Source organism: Symbiopectobacterium purcellii (genome assembly GCF_052050035.1).
Taxonomy (GTDB): domain Bacteria; phylum Pseudomonadota; class Gammaproteobacteria; order Enterobacterales; family Enterobacteriaceae; genus Symbiopectobacterium; species Symbiopectobacterium purcellii_A.
In genome coordinates, this window is the sequence record NZ_CP189882.1 from 4,220,078 (window position 1) to 4,239,151 (window position 19,074).

At 46.6% G+C, this 19,074-nt stretch carries 24 protein-coding genes and 8 pseudogenes; 18 read left to right on the forward strand and 14 right to left on the reverse strand.

The window, feature by feature from the left end:
• Positions 1-20 precede the first annotated feature (20 nt).
• Together ACQGXV_RS28745 and ACQGXV_RS28750 are read left to right on the forward strand one after the other, a co-directional pair.
• On the forward strand, positions 21-791 hold the full coding sequence (locus ACQGXV_RS28745) for an FAD-dependent oxidoreductase (protein ID WP_440863941.1): 771 nt from the start codon (positions 21-23) through the stop codon (positions 789-791).
• 100 nt (positions 792-891) lie between these two features.
• Positions 892-1,242 (forward strand): FMN-binding protein, encoded by a 351-nt coding sequence (locus tag ACQGXV_RS28750; RefSeq protein ID WP_440863943.1) that lies wholly within the window; start codon positions 892-894, stop codon positions 1,240-1,242.
• Between the two features lie 74 nt (positions 1,243-1,316).
• Here the strand turns inward: ACQGXV_RS28750 and ACQGXV_RS28755 are convergent, their stop codons facing one another.
• Positions 1,317-1,928, reverse strand: a complete 612-nt coding sequence (locus tag ACQGXV_RS28755) for an IS256 family transposase (RefSeq protein ID WP_440867666.1) — start codon at positions 1,926-1,928, stop codon at positions 1,317-1,319.
• A 35-nt stretch (positions 1,929-1,963) separates the two neighbouring features.
• Between ACQGXV_RS28755 and ACQGXV_RS28760 the strand changes: the two genes are divergently transcribed.
• From ACQGXV_RS28760 to ACQGXV_RS28770, 3 genes are all read left to right on the forward strand, one after another.
• Positions 1,964-2,215 (forward strand): hypothetical protein, encoded by a 252-nt coding sequence (locus ACQGXV_RS28760; RefSeq protein WP_440863945.1) that lies wholly within the window; start codon positions 1,964-1,966, stop codon positions 2,213-2,215.
• Between the two features lie 444 nt (positions 2,216-2,659).
• Positions 2,660-2,851 (forward strand): hypothetical protein, encoded by a 192-nt coding sequence (locus ACQGXV_RS28765; protein WP_440863947.1) that lies wholly within the window; start codon positions 2,660-2,662, stop codon positions 2,849-2,851.
• A 161-nt stretch (positions 2,852-3,012) separates the two neighbouring features.
• A complete protein-coding gene (locus ACQGXV_RS28770) occupies positions 3,013-3,456 on the forward strand; it encodes a transposase family protein (RefSeq protein WP_440867667.1) in 444 nt (147 codons plus the stop codon).
• A 36-nt stretch (positions 3,457-3,492) separates the two neighbouring features.
• Here the strand turns inward: ACQGXV_RS28770 and ACQGXV_RS28775 are convergent.
• The 3 genes and pseudogenes from ACQGXV_RS28775 to ACQGXV_RS28785 all read right to left on the reverse strand — a co-directional run.
• Positions 3,493-3,831 (reverse strand): annotated as a pseudogene (locus ACQGXV_RS28775) (transposase); the annotation flags it as partial.
• A gap of 13 nt (positions 3,832-3,844) precedes the next feature.
• Positions 3,845-4,690: an IS630 family transposase gene (locus ACQGXV_RS28780; protein ID WP_440863949.1), complete on the reverse strand. Its 846-nt coding sequence runs from the start codon at positions 4,688-4,690 to the stop codon at positions 3,845-3,847.
• Positions 4,691-4,814: 124 nt separating this feature from the next.
• Positions 4,815-5,144, reverse strand: a pseudogene (locus tag ACQGXV_RS28785) (transposase); the annotation flags it as partial.
• A gap of 633 nt (positions 5,145-5,777) precedes the next feature.
• On the opposite strand from ACQGXV_RS28785, the gene ACQGXV_RS28790 reads away from it, so the two are divergent.
• The 6 genes from ACQGXV_RS28790 (at position 5,778) to pbpG (ending at position 9,053) form a co-directional block, all read left to right on the forward strand.
• On the forward strand, positions 5,778-5,933 hold the full coding sequence (locus tag ACQGXV_RS28790) for an FAD-binding protein (RefSeq protein WP_440863951.1): 156 nt from the start codon (positions 5,778-5,780) through the stop codon (positions 5,931-5,933).
• Positions 5,934-6,127: 194 nt separating this feature from the next.
• The gene (locus ACQGXV_RS28795; RefSeq protein ID WP_440863953.1) at positions 6,128-6,292 is read left to right on the forward strand and encodes a hypothetical protein; all 165 of its coding nucleotides are present in this window, start codon (positions 6,128-6,130) and stop codon (positions 6,290-6,292) included.
• Positions 6,293-6,658, forward strand: a complete 366-nt coding sequence (locus tag ACQGXV_RS28800; protein ID WP_440862584.1) for an IS630 transposase-related protein — start codon at positions 6,293-6,295, stop codon at positions 6,656-6,658. It begins immediately after the preceding gene.
• Positions 6,582-7,115, forward strand: a complete 534-nt coding sequence (locus ACQGXV_RS28805; protein WP_440862665.1) for an IS630 family transposase — start codon at positions 6,582-6,584, stop codon at positions 7,113-7,115. The genes ACQGXV_RS28800 and ACQGXV_RS28805 overlap by 77 nt, the downstream gene beginning before the upstream one ends.
• Before the next feature lie 138 nt (positions 7,116-7,253).
• Positions 7,254-7,895 carry an FAD-dependent oxidoreductase gene (locus tag ACQGXV_RS28810; RefSeq protein WP_440863955.1) on the forward strand — a complete coding sequence of 214 codons (642 nt, stop codon included), beginning with the start codon at positions 7,254-7,256 and terminating at the stop codon, positions 7,893-7,895.
• 204 nt (positions 7,896-8,099) lie between these two features.
• Positions 8,100-9,053 carry a D-alanyl-D-alanine endopeptidase gene (gene pbpG, locus ACQGXV_RS28815; protein ID WP_440863957.1) on the forward strand — a complete coding sequence of 318 codons (954 nt, stop codon included), beginning with the start codon at positions 8,100-8,102 and terminating at the stop codon, positions 9,051-9,053.
• A gap of 72 nt (positions 9,054-9,125) precedes the next feature.
• Here pbpG and ACQGXV_RS28820 read toward each other — a convergent pair.
• Positions 9,126-9,902: pseudogene (locus tag ACQGXV_RS28820) on the reverse strand (glutathione S-transferase family protein).
• Between the two features lie 252 nt (positions 9,903-10,154).
• Between ACQGXV_RS28820 and bglX the strand changes: the two are divergent.
• Entirely contained in the window at positions 10,155-12,470 is a 2,316-nt protein-coding gene (gene bglX, locus ACQGXV_RS28825) for a beta-glucosidase BglX (RefSeq protein WP_440863959.1), read from the forward strand.
• A gap of 68 nt (positions 12,471-12,538) precedes the next feature.
• Here the strand turns inward: bglX and ACQGXV_RS28830 are convergent, their stop codons facing one another.
• The 4 genes from ACQGXV_RS28830 to ACQGXV_RS28845 form a co-directional block, all read right to left on the reverse strand.
• Positions 12,539-12,646: a protein YohO gene (locus ACQGXV_RS28830; RefSeq protein ID WP_440863961.1), complete on the reverse strand. Its 108-nt coding sequence runs from the start codon at positions 12,644-12,646 to the stop codon at positions 12,539-12,541.
• Between the two features lie 78 nt (positions 12,647-12,724).
• Positions 12,725-12,949 (reverse strand): hypothetical protein, encoded by a 225-nt coding sequence (locus tag ACQGXV_RS28835; protein WP_440863963.1) that lies wholly within the window; start codon positions 12,947-12,949, stop codon positions 12,725-12,727.
• A gap of 530 nt (positions 12,950-13,479) precedes the next feature.
• Positions 13,480-13,740, reverse strand: a complete 261-nt coding sequence (locus tag ACQGXV_RS28840) for a hypothetical protein (RefSeq protein ID WP_440863965.1) — start codon at positions 13,738-13,740, stop codon at positions 13,480-13,482.
• On the reverse strand, positions 13,712-13,837 hold the full coding sequence (locus tag ACQGXV_RS28845) for a hypothetical protein (RefSeq protein WP_440863967.1): 126 nt from the start codon (positions 13,835-13,837) through the stop codon (positions 13,712-13,714). Before ACQGXV_RS28845 ends, ACQGXV_RS28840 begins: the two co-directional genes overlap by 29 nt.
• On the opposite strand from ACQGXV_RS28845, the pseudogene ACQGXV_RS28850 reads away from it, so the two are divergent.
• Positions 13,831-14,148 (forward strand): annotated as a pseudogene (locus ACQGXV_RS28850) (transposase); the annotation flags it as partial. The gene ACQGXV_RS28845 and the pseudogene ACQGXV_RS28850 sit on opposite strands and share 7 nt — an antisense overlap.
• 281 nt (positions 14,149-14,429) lie before the next feature.
• Here ACQGXV_RS28850 and ACQGXV_RS28855 read toward each other — a convergent pair.
• Both ACQGXV_RS28855 and ACQGXV_RS28860 read right to left on the reverse strand, forming a co-directional pair.
• A complete protein-coding gene (locus ACQGXV_RS28855) occupies positions 14,430-14,897 on the reverse strand; it encodes an IS630 family transposase (protein WP_440867668.1) in 468 nt (155 codons plus the stop codon).
• Positions 14,821-15,186 carry an IS630 transposase-related protein gene (locus ACQGXV_RS28860; RefSeq protein WP_440862584.1) on the reverse strand — a complete coding sequence of 122 codons (366 nt, stop codon included), beginning with the start codon at positions 15,184-15,186 and terminating at the stop codon, positions 14,821-14,823. Before ACQGXV_RS28860 ends, ACQGXV_RS28855 begins: the two co-directional genes overlap by 77 nt.
• Positions 15,187-15,222: 36 nt before the next feature.
• On the opposite strand from ACQGXV_RS28860, the pseudogene ACQGXV_RS28865 reads away from it, so the two are divergent.
• The 4 genes and pseudogenes from ACQGXV_RS28865 to ACQGXV_RS28880 form a co-directional block, all read left to right on the forward strand.
• Positions 15,223-15,591: pseudogene (locus ACQGXV_RS28865) on the forward strand (IS5 family transposase); the annotation flags it as partial.
• Positions 15,592-15,625: 34 nt separating this feature from the next.
• On the forward strand, positions 15,626-15,991 hold the full coding sequence (locus ACQGXV_RS28870) for an IS630 transposase-related protein (protein ID WP_440862584.1): 366 nt from the start codon (positions 15,626-15,628) through the stop codon (positions 15,989-15,991).
• Positions 15,915-16,448, forward strand: a complete 534-nt coding sequence (locus tag ACQGXV_RS28875; protein WP_440862665.1) for an IS630 family transposase — start codon at positions 15,915-15,917, stop codon at positions 16,446-16,448. Before ACQGXV_RS28870 ends, ACQGXV_RS28875 begins: the two co-directional genes overlap by 77 nt.
• Before the next feature lie 22 nt (positions 16,449-16,470).
• Positions 16,471-16,716, forward strand: a pseudogene (locus ACQGXV_RS28880) (IS5/IS1182 family transposase); the annotation flags it as partial.
• A 55-nt stretch (positions 16,717-16,771) separates the two neighbouring features.
• Here the strand turns inward: ACQGXV_RS28880 and ACQGXV_RS28885 are convergent.
• The 3 genes and pseudogenes from ACQGXV_RS28885 to ACQGXV_RS28895 all read right to left on the reverse strand — a co-directional run.
• Positions 16,772-16,873 (reverse strand): annotated as a pseudogene (locus tag ACQGXV_RS28885) (LysE family translocator); the annotation flags it as partial.
• 61 nt (positions 16,874-16,934) lie between these two features.
• A pseudogene (locus ACQGXV_RS28890) lies at positions 16,935-17,246 on the reverse strand (helix-turn-helix transcriptional regulator); the annotation flags it as partial.
• 83 nt (positions 17,247-17,329) lie between these two features.
• Positions 17,330-17,974, reverse strand: coding sequence for an IS30 family transposase (locus ACQGXV_RS28895; protein WP_440867669.1), 645 nt, complete (start codon positions 17,972-17,974; stop codon positions 17,330-17,332).
• Positions 17,975-18,019: 45 nt separating this feature from the next.
• On the opposite strand from ACQGXV_RS28895, the gene ACQGXV_RS28900 reads away from it, so the two are divergent.
• Complete coding sequence (locus ACQGXV_RS28900; RefSeq protein ID WP_440863968.1) at positions 18,020-18,994, forward strand: IS30 family transposase; 975 nt, start codon at positions 18,020-18,022, stop codon at positions 18,992-18,994.
• Positions 18,995-19,074: the final 80 nt, after the last annotated feature.

Sequence of the window (19,074 nt, forward strand, 5' to 3'; positions counted from 1 at the left end):
ATTACATCCTATGCCCTGATATGCGGCAAAGAAGCATAGCTGGCTGTTATCAAAATAATGTCGCTTGGCTATACGACCCGAAACTCGCCAACTTCAAAACCACCAATGCACCGGGTTCACTGGGCGAAGGGGTTAATATGGCGGAGAAAATCAATGCCAAGCTGGTGGATATGGAATATATCCAGATTCACCCCAGTACCGTGCCGGGTAAAGGGATTCTGATCACTGAAGCCGTACGCGGTGACGGTGCGATTTTGATCAATGAAGAGGGCAAACGTTTTATCAATGAATTGCAGACGCGCGACGTGGTTTCTCAAAGTATTCTGAAACAACCGGGTGCTCACGCGTATTTGATCTTCAACGATGATTTGGTAAAACAAAACAAGACCATCAACAGCTACTTCAAGCAAAAACTGGTGGCTGAAGGTGATACACCGGAAGCCTTGGCTAACGCCATCAAGGTAGATGCCAAACAGTTACCGTTAACCGTGAAAACGTACACTGGCTACGCAAAAGCCAACAAAGATAGCGAATTCGGGCGTGACAGCTTTAAACAGGCGCTGGATACCGGTAAATATTACGCCATTGAAGTAACGTCGGGCATCCACCACACCATGGGGGGTATTGCTATCAACACCAAAGCACAAGTGGTGAACAAAGACGGGAAAGTTATCCCGAACCTGTTTGCGGCGGGTGAAGTGGGGGGTGTGTCCACGGTGCTAACCGCCTGGGCGGTAACTCACTGGCAGATATTGTTACCTTTGGTCGCATCGGTGCCGATGAAGCTGTGAAAGAAATCAAAGCAGGTAAATAAGTCGTATTGTTCAGGGGACGCCGCTTCGTGAGCAGCGGCGTTGCTATTATCACAAAACCAGAGAAAGCGAGAAAATTATGAAAAAAATCGTTCCATCGTTGGTGGCTGCTGCTGCCTTGTTGTTTGTTGCCTCAGCCGGCGTTCAGGCTGCCCAAACGTATAAAGACGGTACTTACACCTGCAAAGCGCAGGGTAAAGAAGGGGAGATCGAAGTTTCGGTGAAAATCAGCGATGGCAAAATTGCCAATGTGGAAGTGGTAAAACACGAGGACACAGAAGCGCTGATGCTCGGTGTTATTGATAATATCGTGCCGGAAATTGTGGAAAAACAAACGGCAGACGGTATTGATGCGGTAACGGGTGCCACCATGTCCAGTACTGGTGTATTGGAAGCCGCGAAACAAGCGCTGGCACAAGCTAAATCCTAATCAGTCAGACGCCTGTGGCCAATGTCGCAGGCGTTATGAGTCTGTAAAGAATTTCGTGTAAATGGCTCCATCGCTTAACCGGAAATCCGATCTCCATACATCAACATGAATTGGCTCATAGCCGGTTTCCAGTCTCTGATTGGTAGGGTCCATTTAGCCGAGATATTATGCAAGGCTAGATAGAATAATTTTAGCACCGAGTCATCCGTTGGAAATATTCGTCGCGTTTTCGTTATCTTGCGCAATGAAGCATTTAACGACTCTATCGCGTTGGTGGTGTAGATAACCTTGCGAATCTCCGGCGGAAAATCAAAAATGACGATGAGACGTTCCCAATTATTTCTCCACGATGGGCTGATCGTCGGGAACTGCTCATCCCATTTGTCCGCGAAGGCATCCAGGGCCTCTTCAGCGCCCTCTAGCGTTGCGGAACTATAGATAGTGCGGAGGTCAGCAGCAACGGCTTTACGCTCTTTCCAGCCGACGTAGCGCAGCGAGTTCAGCACCTGATGCACGATGCAGAGCTGTACCCGCGTATGCGGGTAAACAGCTTCAATGGCATCAGGAAAGCCCTTCAGGCCATCGCAGCAGGCGATGAAGATGTCCTGTAGCCCACGATTTTTCAGTTCTGTCATTAAACTAGTTGCTGAATAGAGACTTGCATTTTTTGTCAGGCTATTGAGAATAAAAAGAGGTTTAACTTAGAGAATAAAGGTTTGAAATGATCAACAAAGAGCGGTTGTTACGAGATAATCGTTTATGTAAAGCAATCATTGGATTATCAGTCGAAGAATTGAAAAATTTAGCCGCTGAATTTTCAGCTTGTTATTTGATTTATCGGAAAAAGAATCGAAAAGATCACGAGCGGCAGATGGGTGCAGGGCAGAAAGGATTTATCCCAACCCCATTAGATAAACTGCTTTTTATTTTATTGTATTTAAAATGGGCTTTGTTGAATAATTTAACATGCTGATTTACATAATTATTATAACACTTCAACAACTAAGTTTTCCAGACGTAATGCTTTTTATTGTGCTAACTACTTGATTTGTCGTTCTAACAAAATACAGTCTCTGTACATGCATTCTACCTAAAGAAGATGTAAATCAAACGGTTAAATTATTCAACAAAGCCTTTAAAATGTTATCCGACCTATGATTTGCAAGGACTTCTTTTTGGTTTAGATGGCTTTGTTGAATAATTTAAGATACTGATTTATATAAGCATTATAAAATTTCAACGACTAATTTTTCCTCTCGGAATGCTTTTTATTGTGCTAACTATTTGATTTGTCGTTCTAACAAAATACATTCTCTGTAAATGCATTCTAACTAAAGAAGATGTAAATCAAACGGTTAAATTATTCAACAAAGCCGGTTTAGATAGAACACGGGTATGTCGCTGGGTAAAAATATTATTGCCGGTTTTAGAGATGACCTTGGGGCGAGAATGTGTTTTGCCCGCTCGTCAAATTCGCTCTGCTGAGGAATTTTTTCGCGCCTTTCCTGGAGTTAAAGACGTCTTTATTGATGGGACAGAGCGACCTGTCCAAAAGTCTAAGAATCTGCGTCAGCGAAAAAAATGTATTCGGGAAGGCCTTGTTGAATAATTTAACCGTTTGATTTACATCTTCTTTAGTTAGAATGCATTTACAGAGACTGTATTTTGTTAGAACGACAAATCAAATAGTTAGCACAATAAAAAGCATTCCGAGAGGAAAAATTAGTCGTTGAAATTTTATAATGCTTATATAAATCAGTATCTTAAATTATTCAACAAAGCCATTCGGGAAAGAAAAGACAGACCACTCGAAAAGGGCTTATTATGACTGACGAAACAAGGCAAATTGTATTTATCCCCATGAGCAAAAATGGGCGCCGTCACGATAAACGCTTACTCGATAAAGTCGATATAATTCGCCATATTCCTCCTGAGGTAACCATTTGGGCAGATACCGGTTTTCAAGGTATAGATAAACAGCATCCTAATACACAAATCCCAAAAAAAGGAACTCGAAAAAGACCTTTATCGCCTGAACAAAAACAAGAAAATAAAATAATCTCGGGCATCCGTATTACAGTTGAACACGCCATCGCGGGTATCAAGCGCCTCGGTTGCATGACCCAAATTTTACGGAATCGTAGACCCTTTATTGATGATACCTTCTTACTCCTTAGCGCCGGTCTTTGGAATTTCCATCTCAGAACAGCGTAAAATTTACTTCAATCACCGAAACACCCTTATTTCACTATTAAGCAACACGCTTATTACAGATAACCAGAACTTGGCCCCCTCGGTTTTGGCTATCCATAGCCCCAGCAGCTCTTTTTCGCCCTGGCCGTTGATGCCTAGAGCCAAGTAAACAGACTTGTTGGTCACGGCTCCGCCGTCCTGGCTTTTGACCACAATACAGTCAAGGTAAACAATGGGATAAAACGCATCCAGCGGCCGTTGCTGCCAGCGCTTAACGTCATCCATCACGGCATTGGTCACTTGAGAAATGAAGCCAGCGGAAACATCGACCCCGTAGACTTCTTTAAAGTGAGCCTGAATATCACGGGTTGATAGCCCTCTGGAATAGAGAGAAATATAGCCAAGCGACTTAATTTTGATTACACCATATGGACTGAGAACAAACTCTCTGTATCGCAACCCATCTCTCTTTTTTTGCTTTTTGCTTTTTGCTTTTTGCTTGTGCCCATTTATGCTCAATTGGGTTAAGATCTGGCGAATATGTAGGCAAATACTCCACCATATACCCTGCATCGATGATGACTTGTTGAATATTATGTTTTTTGTGAAAAGTGGCATTGTCCATCATGATTACACTGTTTTTAGGGAGTACTGGGATAAGGACTTGTGTGACCCAGGCATAGAAAACATCGCTGTTAATATTGATATCAAATAATCCGATAGCAAACAGCGTTGTGCCTAATAAAGCGCCGATAACATTTGTTCTTCCCCTAGCTCCCCAGTTCTTCAGGCCAAAACACCGTTGACCTTTTGGGGAATAGCCGTGAGTCCGTGGGGTATCGTGTGAAAAACCACTTTCATCAATAAAAACAATAGGTTTACCTTCTTTTTCATACTGTTGTTTTTTTTGTTGAAATCCCTGCCGGGCGTTTTCGTCGGCTTTCGGATGACGTAGAGTTTTTTTATAGGTCAATCCCAGCTTTTTAAGCGCTTGCCAAATGGCCTTCTGACAAACGCCAAAACGCTCTGCACGTTCTTTTTGGTAAGCATCTGGATATTGTTCAACATCTTTTATCAACTCGGATTTATCGATCTTTCGCTGACGCGTGGTCGATGCTTTTGACTCTATTTGATTAATCCAACGCGATACAGAGGCAGGGCCAATCCGAAATTGCTTCGCTGTTTCTCGGATACTCAACCCTTCGTTTTTCCGTGTAGATATCACTTTACGTCTAAAATCAATTGAATAGCTCATTTAAATAATGTAATCAAAATTAAGTCGTTTAGCTATATAGCCAAGCGACATTATTTTGATAACAGCCAGCTATGCTTCTTTGCCGCATATCAGGGCATAGGATGTAATCATTTTTAAGTCGGTTGGCTATAATGCGGTCATCGAAGCCGTTAAGCTGCTTTTCGTGCTTACCGATCAGTGTCGGCTCGAAGGTACTGTTGCGGTCGCGCGGAATATCGAGCTCGAGCGCCCCATTTTGGCTACGTACGCTCTTGGATGTCTTGCCATTGCCGGAGTTGCCTGAATTATTACCAGCCGGGTCATGCTTAGCATACCCAAGGTGTATCTCCATCTCAGCTTGAAGAACCCGTTCCGCCAGTCTTTTAGTCAGCTCCTTGAGTAGGCCTGATTCACCCAGAAGCTCCTGAGGGGAGTGGCAATCCTGAGGCTTTGTTGAATAATTTAACCGTTTGATTTACATCTTCTTTAGTTAGAATGCATTTACAGAGAATGTATTTTGTTAGAACGACAAATCAAATAGTTAGCACAATAAAAAGCATTCCGAGAGGAAAAATTAGTCGTTGAAATTTTATAATGCTTATATAAATCAGTATCTTAAATTATTCAACAAAGCCCAATCCTGAAGCAGTTGGTCAATAAGTTCGTTGCTGATAGGCATTTTTTGTCCTCTGAAGGTTTTCCTCAAAATGCCATTTACACAGATCTTTTTACACTCTCGGCGTTATTGTTGCCCCCGCTATTTATTGCTCTTTATTATATACCAATCGGTATTCTTCGGTTTATCGCTCATTTCAATGTCGCTATTCTCTCATTTTAATAAATATTATCGTTGACTGTTTTAATTATGTTGATGTCATGCTCGAATATTGATAACAAGCTGGTTTGATTATGTAGGCGTGTAATTTGGTGGTTGCGGGAAGTATTAGGGAATTATCATTTCATGATCGAGTTAAAGTAATTACTCTGCTAAGGGCGTAGTATTTCAAAAATCAGCGTTATTGCACGTCGTATACCATGATTAAAAGCCATGATGGTGTAATGCGCTGTGAATATGTTGTGACAATATTATTGAATAAAGGAATATATCATGAAAAGAAAGGTGCTGTTATTCAGTGCGCTGGCACTTGCTTTTTCTTCAATGGCGCAAAGTGAAAACCGGGAATCTACCGATCTGGTTATCATTGGTGCCGGTGGGGCGGGCATGTCCGCTGCCATTGAAGCGCACAACGGCTTTGTTGAATAATTTAAGATACTGATTTATATAAGCATTATAAAATTTCAACGACTAATTTTTCCTCTCGGAATGCTTTTTATTGTGCTAACTATTTGATTTGTCGTTCTAACAAAATACATTCTCTGTAAATGCATTCTAACTAAAGAAGATGTAAATCAAACGGTTAAATTATTCAACAAAGCCCCATTGATGCCAAGAAGGTAATGATCACTGCTGGCGGATTTGGTGCCAACTTTGACATGATTAAACACTACGATCCCAAACTGGTCGGTTTTAAAACGACGAATGCGCCATGCTCGTTAGGTGAAGGGGTTAAAATGGCGGAAAGTATTATAGCTAAACGACTTAATTTTGATTACATTATTTAAATGAGCTATTCAATTGATTTTAGACGTAAAGTGATATCTACACGGAAAAACGAAGGGTTGAGTATCCGAGAAACAGCGAAGCAATTTCGGATTGGCCCTGCCTCTGTATCGCGTTGGATTAATCAAATAGAGTCAAAAGCATCGACCACGCGTCAGCGAAAGATCGATAAATCCGAGTTGATAAAAGATGTTGAACAATATCCAGATGCTTACCAAAAAGAACGTGCAGAGCGTTTTGGCGTTTGTCAGAAGGCCATTTGGCAAGCGCTTAAAAAGCTGGGATTGACCTATAAAAAAAACTCTACGTCATCCGAAAGCCGACGAAAACGCCCGGCAGGGATTTCAACAAAAAAAACAACAGTATGAAAAAGAAGGTAAACCTATTGTTTTTATTGATGAAAGTGGTTTTTCACACGATGCCCCACGGACTCACGGCTATTCCCCAAAAGGTCAACGGTGTTTTGGCCTGAAGAACTGGGGAGCTAGGGGAAGAACAAATGTTATCGGCGCTTTATTAGGCACAACGCTGTTTGCTATCGGATTATTTGATATCAATATTAACAGCGATGTTTTCTATGCCTGGGTCACACAAGTCCTTATCCCAGTACTCCCTAAAAACAGTGTAATCATGATGGACAATGCCACTTTTCACAAAAAACATAATATTCAACAAGTCATCATCGATGCAGGGTATATGGTGGAGTATTTGCCTACATATTCGCCAGATCTTAACCCAATTGAGCATAAATGGGCACAAGCAAAAAGCAAAAAAAGAGAGATGGGTTGCGATACAGAGAGTTTGTTCTCAGTCCATATGGTGTAATCAAAATTAAGTCGCTTGGCTATAACGCCAAGCTGGTGGATATGGAATATATATAGCCAACCGACTTAAAAATGATTACATCCTATGCCCTGATATGCGGCAAAGAAGCATAGCTGGCTGTTATCAAAATAATGTCGCTTGGCTATACAGATTCACCCAACCACCGTCCCCGGAAAAGGCATTCTAATCACGGAGGGGGTTCGCGGTGATGGTGCTATTTTAGTCAATGAACAAGGGAAACGTTTTATTAATGAGTTGCTAACGCGCGATGTGGTTTCGCAAAATATTTTAAAACAACCCAATGCGCATGCTTACGTGATATTTAATGACGCGCTGGTAAAACAGAACAAAACCATTGATACCTATTTTAAACAGAAACTGGTGTTTGAAGGTGATTCTGTTGAGGCACTTGCCACTGCCATTAAGATGGATCCCAAACAACTGTCTGCCACGCTCGCCGCTTATACGGGCTATGCGAAAGCGAAAAAAGACACCGAGTTTGGCCGTGAAAGCTTTAAGCAAACCTTGGATAGCGGAAAGTATTACGCCATTGAAGTGACGCCGGGTATCCACCACACCATGGGTGGTATCGCCATCAACACCAAAGCGCAGGTGGTCGATAACCAAGGCAAGGTGATCCCGAACTTGTTTGCAGCCGGTGAAGCGGCGGGTGGGGTGCACGGCGCTAATCGCCTAGGGGGGAACTCACTGGCAGATATCGTGACCTTTGGCCGTATCGGTGCTGATGAAGCGGTGAAAGAAATTAAAGCCGGTCATTAAGCATCACTCAACGCAGCGCCTGTGACTGAGTTCACAGGCGTTTTTGTGTGTTCTTGCGTTCAGCGCTGTAGCTGGAAGAATAATCGCTGTTAAACTTTGTCACAAAAGCTTTTTCTGCTGCGCAGTGCGTAGCGGCGAGCGCTAACTTATAATGCCCGGGTTGTTACCAATACCGTAACCGTTATTTATTTAAGACGTTGAATAATGATTAAAAAACATAAGTTTTCTCTGCTTGCATTGCTGTTGCTGTCCACACAGATGACATTCACCCCCTCCGTCTTGGCGAAAACGGCTGCTCCCGCCATTGCCAGTACACATCAGGAGATCGCATCAGGTAGCGCGATGGTGGTCGATCTGCGTGATAATAAGGTGCTTTATTCCGCCAATCCGGATGTTGTGGTGCCTATCGCCTCTGTCACCAAACTGATGACGGCGCTGGTGGTGCTGGATGCGAATTTGCCGTTGGATGAAGTTATCTCGGTCGATATCAGCCACACACCGGAAATGAATGGGGTTTATTCGCGCGTTCGTTTGAACAGTCAGATCAGCCGCCGCGACATGCTGTTATTGGCCTTGATGTCCTCCGAAAACCGCGCTGCTGCCAGTCTGGCAAACCACTATCCGGGAGGCTATCAGGCGTTTATCGCCGCGATGAACGCCAAGGCCAAAGCGCTGGGCATGACGCACACCCGCTATGTGGAACCGACGGGGCTGTCGATTAACAACGTCTCTACCGCGCGCGATCTGGTCAAATTACTGATTGCCAGCAAGCAATATCCGCTGCTGAGCCAACTGAGCACCACGCAGGAGAAAACTGCCACCTTCACCAATCCGGGCTATAGCCTGCCGTTTCGCAATACCAATCATCTGGTCTACAAAAATGACTGGGACATTCAGTTGACCAAAACCGGGTTTACGAATCAGGCGGGACATTGTCTGGTCATGCGTACCGTGATCAACCAGAAACCGGTAGCGCTGGTCGTACTGGACGCATTCGGTAAATACACCCATTTTGCGGACGCCAACCGTCTGCGTCGCTGGATGGAAACCGGGCAGGTAACCGCAGTACCGGATGACGCGTTGAGCTATAAAAAGCAAAAAGCGCTCGCCTCACGTGCACCGGGTCAAGTGGCTCGGGTTACAACAGATATTGAATAACGCGTTTTAACGCTGCCGCTTTGTAGTAACCCCCGACGAACTTTCCCTCCGTCGGGGGTTGGCTCCTCGCCGTCAGGCGCGAAAATCCGCTACGACAACCCGCTTACCGTTATCGGTGACTTCATCTTCGTGTGCCGGCTCGCGCCAGGTTTCAGCCAACGCGCTGGTGTACCAGTTCTGCATGGCCGGTTGCCCTAACAGATGCTGGCAGTATAGCCAAGCGACATTATTTTGATAACAGCCAGCTATGCTTCTTTGCCGCATATCAGGGCATAGGATGTAATCATTTTTAAGTCGGTTGGCTATAGCTGTTTACTGCGGGTGAAACCGGCAATAGGTTTGAATGCGAAACACCACAGGTGCGAAAAAAGCATCCACGGCGCTGAAAGTATTTCCTGCCAGAAACGGCCCACCAAAACGAGTAAGACATTCCGTCCAGAGTACATCGAGACGAGCCAACTCATCGCGCAATGCCGCTGATATCTCCGGTAACGCAACACGTACCCCACAGCTCATTGAACACTGGTTGCGCAATGCGGTAAAACCCGAATGCATTTCCGCTGACGCACAGCGAGCCCAGGTGCGCGCTTTACTCTCTTCGGGCCACACGCCGCGGTGGCGTTCAGCCAGGTATTCAACGATCGCCAGTGAATCCCACACCACGTGCTGATCATCGGCCAGACAGGGCACTTTAGCCGTCGGAGAAAAGGCTTTTAAGGCGGTTTGTACCGCACCGGTGCTAAAGGGGGTCAACTGTTCGGTAAAAGGAATATCCAGTGCTGCCATCAATACCCAAGGGCGCAGTGACCAGGACGAATAGTTTTTATTGGCGATATGCAATTGATTCATCGTTAGTGATGCTCCAGGCAGTTGAGCGGTGGGAGATAGCAGTAGGAGTATCATGAAATGCGCCTAATGACACGCGGCAGATGAGAGATGGCGCAGGATTGCGTAATTCTTTCAGTTTTTACTAAAGACAATCAGAACAAATACATTATGATTACGCGCTGGATATTTTGACGACGTTACCGACGTCATTTTCAAACCTCACAGGCGCTCCCCGATGACGTGGAGTGCGGCATGCTTGGGCTAGAATAACGAATGAAATGGCTTACCTCTTTGACGATTGCGATTGGCCTGGCCTGCGCGCCGGCCGGAGCGCAACTGAACAATACTGCGCCTGTTGCGGCACAAAGTAATGCTGCACATCAGGCGCAGCGTGATGCCTTTGTCTCCGATCTGCTGCGTAAAATGACCACTGACGAAAAAATTGGGCAATTACGCCTGATCAGTGTGGGTACCGATAACCCGAAACACGTGATCCGCGAGATGATCAGGGACGGGCAGGTGGGCGCGATTTTCAACACGGTAACGCGTCAGGACATCAGAGCGATGCAAGATCAGGTGATGGAACTGAGTCGCCTGAAAATTCCTCTGTTTTTTGCCTACGATGTGGTGCACGGTCATCGAACCATTTTCCCGATTGCACTGGGGCTAGCCTCTTCCTGGGACATGAACAACATCGCCAAAAGCGCTCGTGTCTCCGCCTATGAAGCCACCGAAGACGGACTGAACATGACCTGGGCGCCGATGGTGGATATCACCCGCGATCCGCGTTGGGGACGGGTATCGGAAGGCTTTGGTGAAGACACCTGGCTGACCAGCCAGATTGCCCGCGTGGTAGTGAAAGCATTTCAGGGCGAGGCCCCGACCGACAGGCATTCACTGATGACCAGCGTCAAACACTTTGCCCTTTATGGTGCGGTGGAAGGCGGACGCGACTACAACACGGTGGACATGAGTCCTCAGCGTATGTTTCAGGATTATTTGCCACCCTACAAAGCGGCAATTGACGCAGGCAGTGGCGGGGTAATGGTTGCCCTGAACTCGATTAATGGCGTGCCTGCAACCGCCAATCGCTGGTTGTTGAAAGATTTACTGCGCGATCAGTGGAAATTCCAGGGGATTACCATCACCGATCACGGTGCAATTAAAGAGCTGATGAAACACGGTGTGGCGAGCGACCCTCTTGACGCATCGCGTATTGCTATGAAATCCGGCATCGCGATGAGCATGAGCGATGAATACTTTGTCAAGTACCTGCCTGAGTTGGTGAAAAGCGGCGCTATCACGGCGCAAGAGCTGGATGAAGCTTGCCGCCAGGTGCTGAACGTGAAGTATGACATGGGACTGTTTGCCGATCCTTACCGTATGCTGGGTGCTGCCAGCAGCGATCCGGTGGATACCAATGCGGAAAGCCGTTTACATCGCGCCGAGGCGCGTGACGTTGCCAAACGCAGTCTGGTATTGCTGAAAAACCGCCTCAACATTCTGCCGCTGAAAAAATCGGGCGTGATTGCGGTGGTGGGGCCGTTGGCGGACAGCAAGCTCGATACGATGGGCAGTTGGTCTGCGGCTGGCTTAGCGCGCCAAACGGTAACCGTGTATCGCGGTATTCGTACGGCAGTGGGTAATGAGGCGACGGTTTTCTACGCTAAAGGCGCTAATGTCAGTAATCACAAAGGCATTATCGATTTCCTGAATCAATATGAAGATGCGGTGCAGGTTGACCCGCGTTCACCGCAAGCGATGATTGATGAAGCGGTGGCGGTGGCGAAAAAATCTGATGTAGTGGTTGCGGTCGTCGGTGAAGCGGCCGGTATGGCGCACGAAGCTTCCAGCCGTTCCAACATTGATTTACCCCAGAGTCAGCGCGATCTTATCGCCGCACTCAAAGACACCGGCAAGCCGTTGGTGCTGGTGCTGATGAACGGTCGACCGCTGGCGCTGGTGCGTGAAGATCAGCAAGCGGACGCGCTGTTGGAAACCTGGTTTAGCGGTACGGAAGGGGGCAATGCGATCGCCGATGTCCTGTTCGGTGACTATAATCCGTCAGGTAAGTTGCCGATGTCCTTCCCGCGTTCTGTTGGGCAAATTCCGATTTATTACAACCATTTACCTTCCGGTCGTCCGTATACGCCGGAAAATCCCGGCAAGTACACGTCGCATTACTACGACGAAGCGAATGGTCCGCTCTATCCGTTTGGCTACGGCTTGAGTTACACCACTTTCAGCGTGTCGGATGTGAGCATGTCCAGTCCGCTGATGAAACGTAACGGCAGCGTGAACGCGAGCGTAACGGTCACCAACACCGGTAAGCGCGCAGGCGAAACCGTGGTGCAGCTCTACTTGCACGATGTCGTCGCGTCTATCAGCCGTCCGGTCAAGGAACTGCGCGGTTACGAGAAGGTGATGCTGCAACCGGGCGAAAGCCGTGTTATCAGCTTTACCATCACGGAAGATGATCTGAAGTTCTACAATGCGCAAATGCAGCAGGTTGTCGAACCGGGCAAATTTGAGGTATTTATTGGTCTGGATTCGCAACGAGTGAAACAGCAGAGATTTTCGCTGCTCTGATACCCGTAGTGCACTCACGATCCTCGGCGCTTGCCGGGGATCGTCTTCGCATGATTGGCGTGACGGTTTCAACCGCCGTGAACCAGAATGATATAGCCAACCAGCATCAGACCGCTGATCCCGCCTAACGTCATCAATGAGAACACGCCGATCATGGCGATTTTGCCGAAATTCATAAAGTTATCCTTTTGTTAATCGCCATAAGTTATAAAGCCTATCACTTATGAAACAAGCGGCCTGCGCGATTTACGGTGTCAACCCAGCCATAAACCCAGCAACAGATAACCACCAAACAGCATCAAAATAGCCCTTGCGCCGCGTTCAATCAGATAAAGGTAGCGTTGCAACGTCTGCTGTATCCGTTGTTGTCCTATCGTTGCGGCTAATGCGATATCCCACAGTAATACCACGCTGAACATCCATACGCCGCTGACGGCTTGCTGTGTCAGCGTGACGGATGGGCCAAGAATACTGGCCATCAGGGGCTTTGTTGAATAATTTAACCGTTTGATTTACATCTTCTTTAGGTAGAATGCATGTACAGAGACTGTATTTTGTTAGAACGACAAATCAAGTAGTTAGCACAATAAAAAGCATTACGGCTGGAAAACTTAGTTGTTGAAGTGTTATAATAATTATGTAAATCAGCATGTTAAATTATTCAACAAAGCCGCCATCAGGCTGATATAAAACAGCATATTTTTTGGGTTAAGCAACGAGTACCCCAGCCCGAGTAGTATAGCCAAGCGACATTATTTTGATAACAGCCAGCTATGCTTCTTTGCCGCATATCAGGGCATAGGATGTAATCATTTTTAAGTCGGTTGGCTATAACTGATGTGACAGTGAGGGCAGGCGCTGCGTATCCGTGGCCGTCAGTGCGGTGGTTCGTGCCGAACTGCGCACGAGCTGTGAACCGATCCACAGCAGATATAGCTAAGCGACATTATTTTGATAACAGCCAGCTATGCTTCTTTGCCATATATCAGGGCATCGGCTGTAATCATTTTTAAGTCGGTTGGCTATACAGCGCCCCGGCGAGTTGCAGCAGAATAAAAAGCGGTGGCATTTGCTGAATAGCTGCACCGCCCATCATGGCCAGCAGGATATAGCCGTCGTTGCCCAGCGCGATGCCAACACCAATCCCGATACTGCCGCGCAGGCGGTGGCGCAGCGCGAAGGCCGCCAGCGGCTTTGTTGAATAAATCGAACTTTCAGGGGATCGCCGGATCAGAGCACTATCATCGCTCCCGATATAGCCAAGCGACATTATTTTGATAACAGCCAGCTATGCTTCTTTGCCGCATATCAGGGCATAGGATGTAATCATTTTTAAGTCGGTTGGCTATAGCAGCTCCCCATGGCAAAGCAAAAGTTTAAAATCACCAACTGGCCCACCTACAACAAAGCACTCAGACAACGCGGCTCCCTGACGGTCTGGCTTGATGAGTCGGCCATCGCTGCATGGACTGACAGTTCTTCGCCTGAAGGTCGTGGTCGGCCGCTTTACTACACCGATATGGCTGTTACCACGGTTTTGATGATAAAGCGCGTGTTTAACCTGTCGCTCCGGGCATTACAGGGCTTTGTCGACTCGGTTTTTACACTGATGAGCCTGCCACTGCGCTGCCCGGACTACTCTCTGGTCAGTCGGCGGGCAAAAACCGTCAGTATAGCCAAGCGACTTAATTTTGATTGCACCATATGGACTGAGAACAAACTCTCTGTATCGCAACCCATCTCTCTTTTTTTGCTTTTTGCTTGTGCCCATTTATGCTCAATTGGGGCTTTGTTGAATAATTTAAGATACTGATTTATATAAGCATTATAAAATTTCAACGACTAATTTTTCCTCTCGGAATGCTTTTTATTGTGCTAACTATTTGATTTGTCGTTCTAACAAAATACATTCTCTGTAAATGCATTCTAACTAAAGAAGATGTAAATCAAACGGTTAAATTATTCAACAAAGCCCTCAATTGGGTTAAGATCTGGCGAATATGTAGGCAAATACTCCACCATATACCCTGCATCGATGATGACTTGTTGAATATCATGTTTTTTGTGAAAAGTGGCATTGTCCATCATGATTACACTGTTTTTAGGGAGTACTGGGATAAGGACTTGTGTGACCCAGGCATAGAAAACATCGCTGTTAATATTGATATCAAATAATCCGATAGCAAACAGCGTTGTGCCTAATAAAGCGCCGATAACATTTGTTCTTCCCCTAGCTCCCCAGTTCTTCAGGCCAAAACACCGTTGACCTTTTGGGGAATAGCCGTGAGTCCGTGGGGCATCGTGTGAAAAACCACTTTCATCAATAAAAACAATAGGTTTACCTTCTTTTTCATACTGTTGTTTTTTTTGTTGAAATCCCTGCCGGGCGTTTTCGTCGGCTTTCGGATGACGTAGAGTTTTTTTTATAGGTCAATCCCAGCTTTTTAAGCGCTTGCCAAATGGCCTTCTGACAAACGCCAAAACGCTCTGCACGTTCTTTTTGGTAAGCATCTGGATATTGTTCAACATCTTTTATCAACTCGGATTTATCGATCTTTCGCTGACGCGTGGTCGATGCTTTTGACTCTATTTGATTAATCCAACGCGATACAGAGGCAGGGCCAATCCGAAATTGCTTCGCTGTTTCTCGGATACTCAACCCTTCGTTTTTCCGTGTAGATATCACTTTACGTCTAAAATCAATTGAATAGCTCATTTAAATAATGTAATCAAAATTAAGTCGTTTAGCTATATCAGCATAAAAACGCCAACGCGTGGTGAAATCTCGCATCTGGTCATCGACAGTACCGGTCTGAAGGTCTTTGGCGAAGGTGAATGGAAAGTCAGGCAGCATGGGGCTGACAGACGAAGAGTGTGGCGCAAGCTTCATCTGGCAGCAGACAGTGCGACGCATGAGATTATCTGTGCCGACTTATCGCTCAGCGGAACGACAGATGCGCAGGCACTGCCGGGCCTGATTAACCAAACCCACCGAAAAATCAGGGAAGTGTCAGCAGACGGTGCTTATGACGCCCGTTACTGCCACGATGCGTTGCTAAGAAAGAAAATCAGGCCCCTTATCCCGCCGCGAAGCGGAGCCAAATACTGGCCGGACAAGTATAGCTAAACGACTTAATTTTGATTACATTATTTAAATGAGCTATTCAATTGATTTTAGACGTAAAGTGATATCCACACGGAAAAACGAAGGGTTGAGTATCCGAGAAACAGCGAAGCAATTTCGGATTGGCCCTGCCTCTGTATCGCGTTGGATTAATCAAATAGAGTCAAAAGCATCGACCACGCGTCAGCGAAAGATCGATAAATCCGAGTTGATAAAAGATGTTGAACAATATCCAGATGCTTACCAAAAAGAACGTGCAGAGCGTTTTGGCGTTTGTCAGAAGGCCATTTGGCAAGCGCTTAAAAAGCTGGGATTGACCTATAAAAAAAACTCTACGTCATCCGAAAGCCGACGAAAACGCCCGGCAGGGATTTCAACAAAAAAAACAACAGTATGAAAAAGAAGGTAAACCTATTGTTTTTATTGATGAAAGTGGTTTTTCACACGATGCCCCACGGACTCACGGCTATTCCCCAAAAGGTCAACGGTGTTTTGGCCTGAAGAACTGGGGAGCTAGGGGAAGAACAAATGTTATCGGCGCTTTATTAGGCACAACGCTGTTTGCTATCGGATTATTTGATATCAATATTAACAGCGATGTTTTCTATGCCTGGGTCACACAAGTCCTTATCCCAGTACTCCCTAAAAACAGTGTAATCATGATGGACAATGCCACTTTTCACAAAAAACATAATATTCAACAAGTCATCATCGATGCAGGGTATATGGTGGAGTATTTGCCTACATATTCGCCAGATCTTAACCCAATTGAGCATAAATGGGCACAAGCAAAAAGCAAAAAAAGAGAGATGGGTTGCGATACAGAGAGTTTGTTCTCAGTCCATATGGTGTAATCAAAATTAAGTCGCTTGGCTATACCATGAACGTAACCATGCGGTGGCGAATCAGCGTCTGAGCGGGAGTAATGATATGTGGAAAAAGAAAGTGGGTTATCACCGGCGTTCAGTGGCAGAAACAGCGATGTTCCGCATAAAAACTTTGCTGGGTGGCCATCTGAGCCTGCGTGACTATGAGGCTCAAGTAGGTGAAGCCATAGCGATGGTCAAAGCGCTGAATCGTATGACGTTGTTGGGTATGCCACACAGCGTCAGGATCGGATAACAGGTGTAGCAGAGGGAGTCATCCTGTCGGCTAATTCTGATTTATTCAACAAAGCCGCCGCCAGCAAGAAGAAATCGGGGCCGGGACTGAGCAGTGCGACAAAATGCGCTAAGGCTAGCGCGGGGAAATGAGCAGGAAATAGGGCATCAATAACCATAACAGTGACCTCAACGGAATAAACGAGGCCAAGTCTAGTGAGCTTGTCAGGCTAATTATTGTCAAATAGTGATCGTGGCAGACGACGATTCATTCGCTTGCTGATATTGCCCCGGTGTGGCCGCTGTGTGCAGCACAAAGATTTTGTGAAAATGGCTTTGATCGCTAAAGCCACTTTGGTATCCGGCGTCGGCCAGCGGTACACCTTGCTTAATCAGCATCTTGGCATATTCAATACGCGCATTGTTAAGGAAAGCCATGGGCGTGATGCCGGTATCTTCACGGAAATGTCGTACCAGCGTTTCCCGGCGCAGGTGCAGCTCCTGTGCCAGCGTGGCCAGCGACGGTGATGTTTGCAAATTGCTGAGCAGACGCTAACGCATATAGCGCGTGGTGGATTGCTCTGCGAGAGGCTGTTGCCCCATTCCCAGTCGAAACGCAACAAAACGGTAGGGCATTATGCCGCCTGTAAGTGCGTTAAAAATACCTCATTTGGAGAACGATAACCCAGCGATTTTCGGCCTCGCGTATTGAGCAGGTGTTCGAGTGCTGCAACCTTGCGATGGGTGACATAATTGAAGTCCGTTCCCTTCGGGTAAAAACGCCGTATCAGGCCGTTGGTATGCTCATTCAACCCGCGTTCCCAGGAATGATATGGCCGGGCAAAGTAGACCGGTGCCCCCGTGACTTTTGTAATTTCCCCGTGCTGGGAAAATTCAGAACCGTTGTCAGCAGTCAGGGTTTTAAACTCGCAGAAGGTATTGGCAACGATGTCCCTGAAGGCCGCTACCACTGTCTCTGCTCGCTTGTTGGGCAGTTTGCGAATGATGACCAGCTTGACGGCTTTATCGACCACCGTCAGCAGGAATGATTTCTGATCTTTGCCAAAGATGGTGTCAATCTCGAAATGCCCGGGTTCCTGCTTGAGGTCAGCAACGGCCGGCCGCTGCTCAATGCCAACACGGTTGGGAATAGGACCGCGTTTGTTCTCATCGGTCTGATAGTTATACCGTTTACCCCGATGAGGGAGCTGCTGATACAGCTCACCGCCGGCCCGGGCCCCATTCCCACTCGAAACGCAACAAAGTGACCCACTTGCCAGAGTCGGATAAAATCACCGTTCTGGCCATACTGGAGAGCCTGTTGCATGCAGGGAAAACCTCTGACTCAGAAAGAACGGTTCTACATCGAAAAGCGGCGTGGTGAAGGTGTCAACCAAGCTACCATCGCCAGAGAGCGTGCTCTGCCTCGCTCGACCATCAGCAGGGAACTCAGACGCAATACCGACCCTACTTTCAATGGTGTCTACTGCTGTAGAAGGGCGGACACTCTGGCCCGGGAACGCCGTCATAAGCCTCTGCCAAACAATGCTTTTTACCCGTTGGAGCCACACATTCAGAACTTCATCAGGCAGGCGCTTTCCACTCACTCTTCACCTGAAATCATCAGTGGCGGTTTGCACCTGGAATTCGGTATATCTGTCAGCAAGAATACGCTATATCGCTATATCCTGCAGGAGAGACAGGCTGGCGGGGAGCTATATCAGCAACTTCCTCATCGGGGAAAACGTTACAGGTACAATGCCGAAAACCTCAAATCAGGCCCTATTCCCAACCGTGTTGGTATTGAGTATCGCCCAGCTCAAGCCGAGCTTAAACAGGAGCCTGGCCACTTCGAAATTGACACTATTTTTGGCAAAGACCAGAAGTCATTCTTGTTAACCATCGTAGATAAAGCATTGAAAACCGTCATCATTCGCAAACTGCCTAATAAGCGTGCGGAGACTGTGGTTGCTGCTTTCAGGCACATTGAAGCTAATACCTTTTGCAAGTTTAAGACCCTAACAGCTGATAACGGCCCTGAATTCGCTCTGCACGAGCAAATTACTCAAATCACAGGGGCGCAGGTCTACTTTGCCCATCCTTATCATTCCTGGGAGAGGGGCTTGAATGAGCACACCAACGGGCTGATACGACGTTTTTACCCAAAGGGAACAGACTTCAGTCAGGTCAGTCATCGTAAGATTGCCGAACTCGAACACATACTCAATACAAGGGGCAGAAAATCGCTGGGCTATCGTTCTCCCAATGAGGTATTTTTAACGCACTTACTGGTGGCATAAGCCTCTACCGTTTTGTTGCGTTTCGAGTGGGAATGGGGCATCAATCGCACAATCTGTTGCTGACGAATACCTTAGCACGA